General features: G+C 52.5%; 10 protein-coding genes. 4 read left to right on the top strand and 6 right to left on the bottom strand.

The genetic code is table 11. From position 1 onward, the window contains the following. Positions 1-693 precede the first annotated feature (693 nt). The 5 genes from NGM62_RS18090 to NGM62_RS18070 form a co-directional block, all read right to left on the bottom strand. Positions 694-1,140: a hypothetical protein gene (locus NGM62_RS18090; RefSeq protein ID WP_262249697.1), complete on the bottom strand. Its 447-nt coding sequence runs from the start codon at positions 1,138-1,140 to the stop codon at positions 694-696. A gap of 11 nt (positions 1,141-1,151) precedes the next feature. After that, on the bottom strand, positions 1,152-1,790 hold the full coding sequence (locus tag NGM62_RS18085) for a hypothetical protein (protein ID WP_262249696.1): 639 nt from the start codon (positions 1,788-1,790) through the stop codon (positions 1,152-1,154). A 50-nt stretch (positions 1,791-1,840) separates the two neighbouring features. Then, positions 1,841-2,425 carry a CHAP domain-containing protein gene (locus tag NGM62_RS18080; RefSeq protein WP_262249695.1) on the bottom strand — a complete coding sequence of 195 codons (585 nt, stop codon included), beginning with the start codon at positions 2,423-2,425 and terminating at the stop codon, positions 1,841-1,843. A gap of 38 nt (positions 2,426-2,463) precedes the next feature. Further along, the gene (locus NGM62_RS18075) at positions 2,464-2,862 is read right to left on the bottom strand and encodes a hypothetical protein (protein WP_262249694.1); all 399 of its coding nucleotides are present in this window, start codon (positions 2,860-2,862) and stop codon (positions 2,464-2,466) included. 142 nt (positions 2,863-3,004) lie between these two features. Next, positions 3,005-3,304 (bottom strand): helix-turn-helix domain-containing protein, encoded by a 300-nt coding sequence (locus NGM62_RS18070; RefSeq protein WP_262249693.1) that lies wholly within the window; start codon positions 3,302-3,304, stop codon positions 3,005-3,007. Positions 3,305-3,533: 229 nt separating this feature from the next. Here NGM62_RS18070 and NGM62_RS18065 point away from each other — a divergent pair, with 229 nt between their 5' ends. The 4 genes from NGM62_RS18065 (at position 3,534) to NGM62_RS18050 (ending at position 12,476) form a co-directional block, all read left to right on the top strand. Further along, positions 3,534-9,578, top strand: a complete 6,045-nt coding sequence (locus tag NGM62_RS18065) for an alpha-2-macroglobulin family protein (protein ID WP_262249692.1) — start codon at positions 3,534-3,536, stop codon at positions 9,576-9,578. A gap of 9 nt (positions 9,579-9,587) precedes the next feature. After that, the gene (locus NGM62_RS18060; protein WP_262249691.1) at positions 9,588-10,565 is read left to right on the top strand and encodes a helix-turn-helix transcriptional regulator; all 978 of its coding nucleotides are present in this window, start codon (positions 9,588-9,590) and stop codon (positions 10,563-10,565) included. Between the two features lie 163 nt (positions 10,566-10,728). After that, positions 10,729-11,532, top strand: a complete 804-nt coding sequence (locus tag NGM62_RS18055; protein WP_262249690.1) for an alpha/beta fold hydrolase — start codon at positions 10,729-10,731, stop codon at positions 11,530-11,532. Between the two features lie 41 nt (positions 11,533-11,573). Continuing rightward, the gene (locus NGM62_RS18050) at positions 11,574-12,476 is read left to right on the top strand and encodes a VOC family protein (RefSeq protein WP_262249689.1); all 903 of its coding nucleotides are present in this window, start codon (positions 11,574-11,576) and stop codon (positions 12,474-12,476) included. An 8-nt stretch (positions 12,477-12,484) separates the two neighbouring features. Here NGM62_RS18050 and NGM62_RS18045 read toward each other — a convergent pair whose 3' ends face one another. Beyond that, positions 12,485-12,961, bottom strand: a complete 477-nt coding sequence (locus NGM62_RS18045) for a DinB family protein (RefSeq protein ID WP_262249688.1) — start codon at positions 12,959-12,961, stop codon at positions 12,485-12,487. Between the last annotated feature and the right edge of the window lie 516 nt (positions 12,962-13,477).

The raw sequence follows: 13,477 nt of genomic DNA, 5'->3' as shown, positions 1-13,477 counted from the left end.
CATTTATTTAATAATCAAAATGTTATAATTTATCAGCAGACCCTACTTATATGCGGGAAGTGCTTTCATCTATATTGAGGGTATCTACAACGAGGGCAAAACCGGTCAAGTTCACCGTTTCGAGAAACGGAATGCCCGCGTTTATTGCAACTTATTCCGTGGCGCGGGCAGGATATATCGCTTGTAGGAATACACGTACCGTGAACGTAATGATAACGATTGAGCATATAGCTGCTCCGTACACCAAGTGAATTAAAAGCACGGAACGAATAAACGTCGCCGATGCGTACGTGACGGCTCCCCTCGGCTAACGGTTTATCACTACGGCGGAATATATTATTTGCAAATTCCAACGGATTCGGTCCACAGCAAAACCCAACGACCTAAACCGCACTGTAAACCTTTTTACCGAACAAGTAGCCGTTTATGCTGTGTAAGTGGTTACTTATGCGGTAAAACCGATTACGTTCCCTGCGTTTATACCGTCGTAAGGTTAATAACCAGCTCGTTACACGGCGACCCCGGTTCATTCTATCGAGACGGCTGCTCCCGCGCCCCGATAAGTAGTCCGTATATCTGTTTAAAAATAAAGCACCGCGGCTGGCCTATTTCATCCCGCTGCGGTGCTGGTTGCATTTACCGCGACGCTAATTGCGCTCAGCGTACCGGCAACTCCTTTCCATAAAACACGGACTACTTAAATGGCCAAAACCGAAATAGCCGAAAAACAACAACGGCGATGATGCCACCGGCTAAAAGCAACCACCACCCAAAGGACCGCGGTGCCACCTGACGCTCCGCATGGCTGCTTTCGTAACGTTCCGATTTTACCTGATGCCGGCTTGTGTCGGTCTCATGCACCGAACTGCTTCGCGTAGCGTGCTCCTTCTCGTCGACATGTATGCGTTCGCGGTACCAGTGAACCTCACCCATATGCGGTAAGGTTACTACTCCGCGGCGGTCTATCCGCACCACCCGCCCGGCACTGGCTACCAACGAATCCCGCCGGAATGCCGACCGTGTTTCCGCTGCCGAAAGGGTGGCCGACGCCGTGCGCTGCTGTTCCGACCGACGTAAAATGGAACAGGCCCCGAACACTACGGAGCCTGCCCACAGGATGATTACGATCCTTTTCATCATTGCCGGCTAAACTAGTCCACCCACACTTTGCGTGAGGCGACGGGGCTCCACGCGCTCACCCCGCGTTTGTTCATGGAGCGCACACGGAAATAGTAGGTCACGCCGTCTTGGGCGGGCGAATAGAAGTTACCCCGCGAGTCAGAAACGGGGGGCAGCGGCTGCCATACCGGCTCGCCGCTCTCGTCCAATTCGGTCGCGATCTGTCGCTCGTATTGGTAGGCCTCACGGATGGCCTCATATTCGAGCAGGATTTCCGCGGGCCGGTTCGAGGGGCGTATGCGCGCCCACGACGATGCTGGTGGTACCTGCGATCCTTTTGGGTCTGCAACGGGATAGAAACCCGAGCTCAACTGTATGGAGCTCACTGTAGTGAAGTTGTTGATGTAACTGGCAATTGCCCGCAACTGCTTCAACAGTGCCTCGCGAGCTTCGTCCTTCTCCTCCTTCTGCTGGCTGCTAGCGCGGCCTTTGGCGGTGATGGCCTGCTTGGCCACGTAGTCGAGCGCCACCGGTTCATAGTCGGCAAACGCCGGGTTGAGGTCCGGAAAGTTGGCGTTTGTGCGCAGCGCATCCGCTGTGCGCATCGCAAAGGAAGCGAGATCCGCATCGCTCAAATGGGTATAGTTGGTCATTAATTTTGGTGTTCTCATTTTTATCGTACTTAGTATGTAGTCTTTAGAATTTAGAATTTATCATCGGATTATTTCGTCCATCGTGCAACGGCATGGATCGTCCTAATCGGCCGCCGCTTGCGGTAAACACCGTCGCGGGCCGGCCCGGCTCGGATCGGGTTTGCTGCGTAATCATCGGTAATGGCGTGGTCAGTGGGTGGGCCGGTGTTCCCTTCAACGGTAATGCAATACTGATCGTCCCACTCATCTACGAAGCCCACATGGGCAATACGCTTGAGGTTGGTATAGTAGATACCGAAAACGTCGCCGGGCCTTGGATCGTTAACCCGCCGCGCCGTTGGCAACAAAGTCGCCGCCCACGCATTCCGCGGCTCGGGGTAGCCAGCCTGCCAGTGGCACCAGCTTACGAAAGCTGCACACCAGGCGTAGCCCTCACCCAGCCCGCAGTAGCGGAGGTATTCCCCCACCCGGCTGCCATCGTTGTTGCCCGTGGCTTCTTTAACACCGATCTCGGCGCGGTAGATTTCTTTTAGCTGTTTGCTTTGTGCGTTTTGCGATGTGCTGTTTGCTTTGAGATGTTGGTCTACCTTGCGATATAGGCGGGCGCTTCCACGATCGATGCGCTGTTTGCCGTATACTGCTTGGTTACCCACTTCAGGCAAATTGCGAACGGCAAAAGGTAAATAGCCTCCTAAAAAACCGCCACCAAGCAGCACACAAACGCATACAGCAACCCAAAGTAGATAACGAGGTAAAATGTGATTTTTTGCCATGGTAATAAGGATTTGAAATTGGGAGAGAAATGATGATTCCGGTAGTCGCGCAATACCGGCCACAGCATGCCGAGCAACCAGCGCGAAACGGTAAGGAAGAGGATCAATGCCACTACGGCCAGCCAGACGAGGCTTACTGCCCCGATGTCTACCACGGCGGCGGTGGGGTCAAACCAGCGCAACCACGGTACCGCGTAAACTAAAAGCAGGGTAGCCAGCAGTAGCGTGGCCAGCAATAACGATGTTCCATTCGGTTGGCTCCGATCCCGGGCGAGGGCGCTTCCCCCCGTGCCGGGTGATAATACCAGTGTTGTCATGGCAGCAAACGTAACATCGCGCCATACGGCTGGCAATTTTTGACATGAAGCGACCGGACCCGCCTGTGGTAGACAACAGCAGACAAAAAAAGCCGTCTCGTTTGGAACAAGACGGCCGGCCGTGAAGTAGGATGTGGTGTAGTTAGTCCAGCTTGCGGTAAGGCGTGAAACCATCGCGGCCACGCCGGAACAAATCGATTACCTCTTGCCGTGCATACAATTCGCGCTTGCCGGCTTTAAAAACAGGATGGAGCAAACGCCCCTTTACGTGCCGGTAGAAGGTACTGAGGCTGATGCCCAGGAAGTCGACCACCCATTCGATTTCTACATGTTCTTTAATGGGTTCGCCACCGGATTGGGAAATCACAAAGTGGTTTTCCAGGATACGTCTAATGAGTTTCAACTCTTCAAGAAACTGATTTAAAAGTAGATGTAACGTCATGATTGTAAATTTTTGAAATGAACTTATAGGGTTATTCCGGGTAAGTTATCGCCGGCTTTACAGGTAAACGGTCACTTCAACAAACAAAAATGATTTTCACTCCCTATTAAATTATGGAATTCCACACGGTGTAGCATCCCTCCAGCAAAATGCGTCCAAGACCATGTGGTCTGCACGGTTTTAATTAAGTTTGCGTACGCACATCGAGTGACATTAATTTTAAGACACCATGATTCGAACTATTTTTTCCCTGTTATTGGTCTTTTCCATTACGACTTCCATGGCACAACAAAACCACCCCAACGATAGCTTCCACCACCAATGGCAGCAAATCGATTCCTTGATGGATAAAGGACTCCCCCAATCTGCGGCCAAAATTGCACTCCAAGTGCTGGCCAATGCCCAACAACAGGCTGATAATCCCAATGCCATAAAGGCGCAACTTTTTCTGATGGGCGTAGACGAAACCATTGGCGAAAACGCCACCACCGCTAATATCGCGCGGATTGATTCGATTATCCGGCAGCGCGACGGTGCCGAAAAAGCCATCTGGCAGAGCATCACCGCCGAACTCTACTGGAATTACTACCAACGGAACCGCTGGAACATCCTGAGCCGTACTCCTATCGTCGGCGAACCTCCAGTCGATATTGCCACCTGGGACGCTGCCGCACTGATCTCCAAAGCCAGCGACCTGTACCAAGCGTCTATCCTCGATGCAGAATTACTCAAAACGATCCCTGTGGAACGCTACGCTCCTTTGCTCATCGAAGGAAAAAACACCCGGCACCTCCGGCCCACCTTATACGACTTCCTCTCATTCAGGGCTATCGAGTTTTTCCAAAACGACGAAAAAGATGTGATCAAGCCTGCATACCAATTCCAAATCGGTGGCACATTGTGGTTTGAGCCGGCCGAACGAATGGCCGAAGTACAGGTAAAACCAGCCACGCCGGAGGCATTGCATTTCCGAGCGTTGCATACCTACCAGCAGCTATTAGCTTTCCACTTGGATGATGACCAGCCCGACGCACTCATTGATGCGGATTTGCAGCGCTTGGAGTTTGTACACCAATATTCGGTTCATCCCGACAAGGACAGCCTCTACCGCGCCGCGTTGCAAGTACTCGCAGCACGTTATCCCAACAGCCCCGCCACAGCCCAGGCTACCGCGACGCTGCTGCAATTCGACTATAACCAATCGCAGGGCAAAGACTCGGTGGACCGCCAGCACCTACTCCGGGAGCTCGACGCACTCATCGACCGATTCCCGGAATCCGAAGGCGCCCGAAATGCGCAGCAGCTGCGCTATACCTTATTGGGTAAATCGCTGAACGTGAAGACTGAAGCCGTGCTGTTGCCCGGCGAAAACAGCAAAGTGCTATTGACATACCGGAATCTGGCAAACGCCTACCTACGGATCTACCGCTGGCCAAATTCGCTCACCAATCCGCAGCGGGAGCCGAACGGTGCAGCAAAAAAGAGACTCCTGACCAGCACACCCCTATCGGCGTGGGAAGCGGCATTGCCAGGCAGCGACGACATGTACGAACACCGCACAGAAATCAAGATAGACCCGCTACCTGCCGGCCACTACCTGCTCGTCGCATCGGCAACAGCCGATTTCTCGGCGGATAGCACCATCATCGCAATAGCACCAATCCAGGTATCATCACTAAGCCTAATCACCAATAATCTAGACAACCAACCAATGCTATTTGCATTGCACCGAAAATCGGGTATGCCCATACGGGGGGCAAAAGTGACCTTCTTCGACGAGCGGTGGGATAACACCCTCAAAGCCTACCGGTATGAAATGGTGGGCAAAACAACCACGGATGAGGATGGCAAAGCGAATATCCGTGTGGAAAACCGACCGAAAAGCATCGACCGTATCGTTATCTCAGCATACGATGATACGCTACTTACCGATGCGCACTTCGGCTACTACCTTACGGTAAACGGCAATGACACAGCGGCTAAAACACATACTTTTTTGTTTACCGACAGGGCTATCTACCGGCCGGGACAGACGGTGTATTTCAAGGGAATCGTCGTCGAAAGCGCAGCCGATGGAAAGACGAACCGTGTGCGGGCCAAGTACAACGAAGACGTGACCTTCTTCGATGCCAACGGCCAGGAAGTGACCTCCATGAAACTCACCACCAACGCTTATGGTTCGTTCTCTGGTAAATTTATAGCGCCAACGACCGGACTCACCGGCCAGATGCGTATCAACGCAGGGAATGGCAACGCGTACTTCGCAGTGGAAGAATATAAACGGCCGAAATTCGAGGTGGTGTTCGATACTGTGACAGCCAACATCGCCCTCAACATGGAAGTAACCGTAAAGGGCCGCGCCACGGCTTATGCCGGTAACAATATCGATGGTGCCGAGGTGAAATACCGTGTGGTGCGCCATGCCCGGTTCCCCTATTTCTGGGCATTCTTCCGCTGGGGACAACCGCACTCGCCACAAATGGAAATCGCCAACGGCACTGCGCGGATACGAGACGACGGATCGTTCGATGTGACCTTCTCCACCCTCCCTGACGAGCAGGTCGACCCACAGACGTTGCCGGTGTTCACATATATGGTGTACGCAGACGTGACCGACATCAATGGCGAAACGCAAAGCGGCAGCCAACACGTGCAGGCCGGATACCGTTCCCTGCAACTCAACGCTTCCTTGCCCCAGCAGTTGGATGCCAGCCAGAAAAACCAGTTGGTCGTGACCACCCGGAACCTCAATGGCGTGCCCACGCCGGCTGATGTGACCATATCCGTCGCACCGCTCACCTTCCCGGGTAAACTATACCGGGAACGGATGTGGGAGAAACCCGATCGGTATGCCATGAGCGAACAGGAGTTCAGGCAGCTCTTTCCGGATGATGAATATGCCGATGAGTCCAATCACATGAATTGGCCTGCTGGCGCCACGAGCTGGTCGACCACCCTCCACACCGGTAAGCAGCAGGAAGTGGAGCTACCTGCCTCGGTCTGGAAATCGACGGGATGGCACGTAATCACACTTACCACGGCCGACCCCCAGGGCAACGAAGTCACCGAAAAAACATACACCTACGCCGCCACACCGGCAACGGATGCCAAACCGCAACAACCCCTGCTGGTATTGGCCGACAAATCCGCACTAACGCCGGGCGACACATTGGCCCTTACTGTAAAAACCGGCTTCGACAGTACCTACGTGCTAGAAACGAACACCGATATCGGACCTGAATTCACCACTTTCTCCGAACACCGGCAGATAAACCGACCAATCACTGAGGATGACCGCGGCGGCCTGGGCTTCGGCTGGCTGTACGTCCACAACAATCGAGTGTACCAAGGCTCCCAACAAGTGGATATCCCTTGGTCTAATCGCGACCTCCAATTGGAATGGGCTACCCATCGCGACAAACTACAGCCGGGGGCTATCGAAGAATGGCGGCTGACCATCAAAGGGAACAGAAAAGAAGCTGTGGCGGCGGAACTACTGGCGGGGTTGTATGATGCTTCGCTGGATGTGCTGGCACCTCACAGGTGGCATTGGGATCGGCTAACACCCATGCGCTGGCTTCGGTTGTACTGGAACACCAGCCCAACATTCACCACAGTCATGGGCAACGTATGGCTAAACAACATCAATGGAAAACAGCCCGAAGGCCACGAAAAGTGGTATGACGAACTGGCTAACTACCTGATGTACCAAACCGTATCAAACAAACGAGTCATGATGCGCGATTTTGCGGGTGCCGTCCCGGGGGTAATCGTACAGGAAGAGGCTGTTTTCCAAAGCGTGGCTGCACCCAACGAACGCCAAGATGCAGATGGGCTCAACGATGTTGTTGTGGCAGGGTATGGAAAACAAGAAAGGCAAGCATCAGCCGGCTCAACAGCTGATGGAAAGACGGCAACAACGGCCATCCCCATACGGACCAACCTGCAGGAAACGGCCTTTTTCTTCCCGCAACTGCAAACGGATGCCGATGGAAATGTAACCTTCAAATTCACCATGCCCGAAGCGCTCACCGAGTGGAAGCTGATGGCGTTCGCCCATACGCCCGACTGGAAAACGGGCTATCTTGAAGGCAAGATAAAAACACAGAAGGACCTCATGGTGATGCCCAACGTTCCCCGCTTCCTGCGGCAGGGCGACCATATCCGTTTCAGTGCAAAAGTGAGCAACATCAGCGCAGAAGCCCTGCGCGGCACGGCCCACATCGAACTTTTAGATGCCACGACGCTGCAACCACTTTCAATGGCGAACAACGGCCTGAGCGACCAAGATTTCGCAGTAGCCGAACAGCAGAGTACCGATGTAGCCTGGACATTCGCCGTTCCAGACAGCCTCTTCGACGCCGTGGTGGTACGGATATCTGCCAAAGCGGGTAACTTTACCGATGGTGAGGAAACCACCCTACCGGTGATTACCAACCGCATGCTGGTTACGGAAACCTTGCCGCTGCCCGTACGCGGCAATGAGAGCAAGACCTTTACGCTGGAGAAACTGGCGAATACCACAAGCGATAGCCGCATAAACCACGCTCTTACCGTGGAGTTTACCGGCAACCCGGCATGGTATGCCGTGCAGGCACTTCCCTACCTGATGGAGTACCCCTACGAATGTGCAGAGCAGATTTTCGGTCGGGTTTATGCAAACGCACTCGCCGCCCACATCATAGACCAAGCACCGCGGGTGAAAGCTATCTTTGAACAATGGAGAACCAGCGATACCACCGCCCTCCTTTCCAACCTGGAGAAAAACCAGGAACTCAAATCAGCCCTACTCGAAGAAACGCCGTGGGTCATGGAAGCCAAGAACGAACGGGAGCAAAAGCACCGTATTGCCCAGCTGTTTGAAAGCCATAAACTCGCGCAGGGTTTACAGCAAAATCTGGCCAAGCTGGCGGAGATGCAGCTCAGCAACGGCAGTTTCCCCTGGTTCCGCGGCATGTCTAGCAACCGCTACATTACGCAGTATATTGCTACGGGCATTGCCCGCCTGCAACAGCTCGGTGTGGAGGCAGCCCACTCCGAAACGGCAAACCAAATCCTCGCGCAAGCGGTGGATTACGTAGACCGCGAAACGAAGGACGACCACGACCGGCTCGTAAAAAATAAGGCCGACCTCAGCAAACAGCACCTCAGTAATACCCACGTGCAGTACCTCTATATGCGGAGCCTCGTGCCGGATTTACAGATACACCCGGACAACCGTCCAGCTTACGATTATTTCCTGGGGCAGGCCGCCACCTATTGGAATGCATTCAATCCCTACCTGAAGGGGCAGCTGGCGCTGGCACTACATCGGGCCGACAACACGGAAAAGGCCACAGCTATCATGGCTTCCTTACGCGAAACAGCCATCCATAACGACGAGATGGGCATGTACTGGAAAACCATGCCGCACAGCTACTGGTGGTATGAAGCCCCCATCGAAGCGCAGGCCCTGCTGATCGAAACCTTCGCCGAGGTGGCCGCCGACCAGCAAGCGGTGGACGACCTGAAGGTATGGCTCATCAAGCAAAAACAAACCCAGCACTGGAGTACCACGAAAGCAACAGCCGATGCCATCTATGCCCTGTTGTTGCAAGGAAGCGACTGGCTAGTAAACGAACCGGAAGTAACCATCACCCTGGGCAATGAAACCATCCACTCCACCGAAATGGAAGCCGAAGCGGGTACCGGCTACTTCAAAAAACGCTTTGATGGCGATGCGCTAACCGCCGACATGGGCAACATCGCCGTGAAAGTGGCTAAAGCCGAGAATGAGGGCGTGGCCTGGGGCGCTGTGTATTGGCAGTATTTCGAAGACCTGGACAAGATTACCAATGCCGAAACACCGCTGAGCCTACGCAAGCAGCTTTACATCCAGCGGAATACCGACCGTGGGCCGGTGTTGGCCGAAATCAATGCCGACAATCCGCTGCGGGTGGGCGATAAGGTAACCGTGCGGATTGAGCTGCGTGTAGACCGCGACATGGAATATGTGCACCTCAAAGACATGCGGGCGGCCTGTTTCGAGCCCATCAACGTATTGAGCGGTTACCGCTACCAAGGCGGGCTGGGCTATTACGAAAGTACCCGCGACGTGGCGACCAACTTCTTCTTCGATTACCTGCGCAAGGGCACCTACGTGTTCGGATACCCGGTGTTCGTAGCGCAAGCGGGCGATTTCTCCAACGGCATCAGTACCATCCAGTGCATGTATGCACCCGAATTCAGTAGTCACAGCGAAGGGACACGGGTACAGGTTGAACAGAAACAATAGTAGAAACGAATGGCTGTTGATACGACCAAGCGATTCGACAGGATCGTAAGCATTTACATCCAGCTGCAATCCAAGCGCGTGGTAAAAGCACAGGAACTCGCCGAACGGTTCGGCGTTAGCCTTCGCACCATATACCGCGATATACGGAGCCTTGAGCAGGCGGGGGTACCGATATTCGGCGAGGCCGGCGCCGGTTACAGCATCGTGGAAGGCTACCGCCTGCCACCGGTACTCTTCACACAAGAAGAAGCGATGAGCTTTGTGGGCGCCCAGAAACTGATGGGTAAGTTCATGGACCGCCGCCTGCAGGAACACTATGAAGCGGCACTCTACAAAATCAAAGCGGTATTGCGCGTGACCGAAAAAGACTCGCTCTCGGCCCTCGAATCGAAGATTGTGGTAGCTAAGCCGGGCTATGATGTCTTCAACAACGAAGTGCCCCATGCCCTGAGCCATTTGATCGAAAGCATCGCCCAACGGCGGCAGGTATTTTTATCATATAAGGGGGTGAATGATGACAAGCCGAAGCAACGCACCATCGAGCCGATAGGCTTGTTCCACGAAATGAACTTCTGGTACGTATATGCCTACTGCCATATCCGCCAAGATTACCGCCAATTCCGGGCCGACCGTATCATGGAGCTCAAGATCCTGGATAAACCGTTTCGACGCGACCACCCGCCATTGGGCGACTTCATGGCCGAACGGGCACGTATGCACAGCGACATCCCTAAAATGACAATCCGCATCCGCGTGGAAAACCGCCACGCCGCGCACATGAAATGGGACCGCCGCTATTGGGGGTTTGTATCCGAGCACGACTGCGGATCGCACACCGAAATGGTATTCGAAACACGGGATTTCCACGAGGGTTTCCCGCGTTGGCTCCTCATGTACGGCGATGGCGTACAAATACTCGAACCCGATAGCCTGCGCAAAAGGGTGAAAGAGCTGATTGAAATAGTTGCATCTAACTTCCGGGATTAAGGTGGTATTTTGCTTGTCGCAAACACACCCAAAAATTGGCACTTATGCCCCTTCCCTTGCACCGGACTTTGCTTAGATTTGTACTTAACCACGGTAATGGTTTTTTTAATAAAAGCTACCGTTATTTATTGCACGCCTTTCGGGCGAGAAAAGGAAATACTGGATGAAAAATGTAATATCAAGGGATGGAACGCGTATTGCCTATGAAGCTGTCGGTCAGGGACCCGGTCTGATACTGGTAGGTGGCACATTTGAACACCGTGCGTTTGATTCTGAGACTGCACAACTCGCAGCGACACCTATCCTATCGCAGCATTTCACCGTTTTCCATTACGACCGTAGGGGAAGAGGCAACAGCAATGACACGGCACCTTATGCCGTTGACCGGGAAATCGAAGATATTGAAGCACTTATTGCCATAGCGGGAGGTTCCGTTTTTTTGTCTGGCATATCCTCCGGCGCGGCACTTGCGATGGAAGCTGCCATAAAATTGGGCGATAAGGTCAAAAAGCTGGCGATGTATGAGCCTCCATATAACGACAGTTCCGCAGTCCGGCAGGCGATAGCCGATATTAAACCAAAACTTAAAAATGCCATCGCACGTAATAACCGCACGGAGGCGGTGAGTATTTTCATGCAACTTTTAGGAGTTCCGCCAGAACAAATTGCAGAAATGCATGCGCTCCCTCTCTGGCCCATGTTCGAGACCTTGGCGCCGACCCTTGTCTATGAAATGGAAATATTAGGCGAAGACGGTGCAGTACCCGTTCAACGGGCAGCGCGTATCGCTATTCCAACCAAGCTAATCTGTGGAGCCGAAAGTGGGTCAGCTATGCAGGCGGCGGCAAGCCAACTTGCTAAGGCTATTCCAAATTCGAAATTCCGAAAATTGCCGGGTCAGAACCATCGGGTTGATGCAGCTGTTCTTGCAAATGAACTCATCAGCTATTTCGTAGACAGTCGGTAAATAAACAAAATCCCATAATACGCCAATTAGAAGAACTTATCATGCAAAAAATCATCCCCCATTTATGGTTTGACCGGGAAGCTAAAGAGGCAGCCGGGTTTTATACCTCAATCTTCCCCGAATCGCGGATTACGAGCACCGTCACCCTTAACAATACACCCTCAGGCGATGCCGATGTGGTGTCTTTTCGGCTTTGGGGCTATTCGTTTATGGCCATAAGTGCCGGCCCGCTATTCAAATTCAACCCTTCCGTATCATTCATGGTCAATTTCGACCCATCCCGCGATGAAGAAGCCGAAAATCGCATAAACGAGGTGTGGGCGAAACTTGCTGACGGCGGAACGGTGTTGATGCCACTCGACGAATATCCTTTCAGCCAGCGCTACGGTTGGGTACAGGATAGGTATGGACTTTCATGGCAACTGATACTGACCGACCCAGAAGGCGAAGAGCGCCCGCCAATCATTCCTACCCTGCTGTTTGTAGGCGACGTTTGCGGCAAAGCGGAAGAAGCGACCGCTTTTTACTTATCGGTTTTCAAAGACACGGCGCGCGGAATAATAGCCCGCTATCCTTCCGGGATGGAGCCCGATCAGGAAGGAACGGTGATGTTCTCCGACTTCAAGCTCCAGGGCCAATGGTTTGTGGCGATGGATAGTGCACGGGAACATGGTTACGCATTCAACGAGGCGATTTCGCTTTTGGTCAATTGCGACACGCAGGAAGAGATTGACTACATTTGGGAAAAGCTATCGGCCGTGCCCGAAGCGGAACAATGTGGCTGGCTGAAAGACCGGTTCGGCCTGTCCTGGCAAATATCACCCACTATACTCGAAGAGATGATGCAAGACCCCGACCCGCAAAAAGTAGCCCGGGTAGCCCGGGCCTTTTTGCAGATGAAGAAGTTTGATATTGAAAAATTAACCGACGCCTACCGCGGCTAAGGAAACCATCAGCGCTCCCAAAAAAACGGTGGCTGGATGCCCAATGAGCGCAGGTAAACGTACCCTTGCCCGCGGTGATGTATTTCATTATCGATGAAATACAAAATGTTGTGGATAATGGGAAAGTTGAACTGCCCGAAGAGATTGAACGTTTCGTGGAAATCCGCCTCGGGAATCTGGTTGTACAGCTCATCAATCTGCGGCGTATCTTCGTCCCATTTCTTCAGCAGCGCCTCCTTAGTGGTAATCCCCTCCAGTCCGGTCTCCGTGTAGCCTTCGCCGGCACGGTTAACGATACCTTGTAAGCCGGGAACGGCGATAGACAATAGCTCTTTGGCCAGCGCGCCGAAAGGGCGCATGCCGGCAACTGAAAATGTAAAAAGCTCCTTTTCCGGAAAAGCTTCAATAACGCGGCGGGTCAATGCGCGGTGCCCTTGCCAATGTTTCAACAACTCGTCTTTGGTGATGATGGGTGTCGTACTCATAATTGATAACTGTTAATGAATAATGATAATTACTTATTGTTCATTGCAAAGAAACGGAGGGGTGTTGACAGCGTTTTGTCAATAGAATCAGGAAAATGGAAGAAAATTAAGGTCATGCAAAAGCTTGTTCAAAAGTTTGCATTACTAATGAACAATTTTATATATATGTAATATAAACATCCATCATGGTAGTACAAGGCACACTTAATCAAACCATTGTTCCTTAGCATACTATCTGTTAAATGCCGACAATCTTGACCGGGAGTTGAATGGAATGGTCGAGGCTCTCGATTTCTTCAAGGTTTCCGAGGGCTTATTGATTACCCACTCCCAGCGGGATTATTTCGAAAAAGATGATAAACGGATAACGGTTTTGCCTGCGCATGAATATTTGATATAATTGAAATAACCGGGCATAACGAAACTAAACTAAAATTTTGTAATATTGCGTGACCTTATTCGGTATGGCATCAAACGAAGCAAGTTTTAGTCTGTTGTCTAGTGTCTAATATCTAA

This window comes from Parapedobacter soli, assembly GCF_025460835.1.
Taxonomy (GTDB): domain Bacteria; phylum Bacteroidota; class Bacteroidia; order Sphingobacteriales; family Sphingobacteriaceae; genus Parapedobacter; species Parapedobacter soli.
Note: the sequence above shows the minus strand (reverse complement) of the source record. Positions and strands in the feature narration are given on the sequence as shown.

Bases quoted from the DNA above. Each gene is read 5' to 3' on its own strand.
- NGM62_RS18085 (WP_262249696.1), bottom strand. From the start codon at position 1,790: ATGAGAACACCAAAATTAATGACCAACTATACCCATTTGAGCGATGCG.
- NGM62_RS18055 (WP_262249690.1), top strand. From the start codon at position 10,729: ATGAAAAATGTAATATCAAGGGATGGAACGCGTATTGCCTATGAAGCT.
- NGM62_RS18075 (WP_262249694.1), bottom strand. From the start codon at position 2,862: ATGACAACACTGGTATTATCACCCGGCACGGGGGGAAGCGCCCTCGCC.
- NGM62_RS18050 (WP_262249689.1), top strand. From the start codon at position 11,574: ATGCAAAAAATCATCCCCCATTTATGGTTTGACCGGGAAGCTAAAGAG.
- NGM62_RS18065 (WP_262249692.1), top strand. From the start codon at position 3,534: ATGATTCGAACTATTTTTTCCCTGTTATTGGTCTTTTCCATTACGACT.
- NGM62_RS18070 (WP_262249693.1), bottom strand. From the start codon at position 3,304: ATGACGTTACATCTACTTTTAAATCAGTTTCTTGAAGAGTTGAAACTC.
- NGM62_RS18060 (WP_262249691.1), top strand. From the start codon at position 9,588: ATGGCTGTTGATACGACCAAGCGATTCGACAGGATCGTAAGCATTTAC.
- NGM62_RS18090 (WP_262249697.1), bottom strand. From the start codon at position 1,140: ATGATGAAAAGGATCGTAATCATCCTGTGGGCAGGCTCCGTAGTGTTC.
- NGM62_RS18045 (WP_262249688.1), bottom strand. From the start codon at position 12,961: ATGAGTACGACACCCATCATCACCAAAGACGAGTTGTTGAAACATTGG.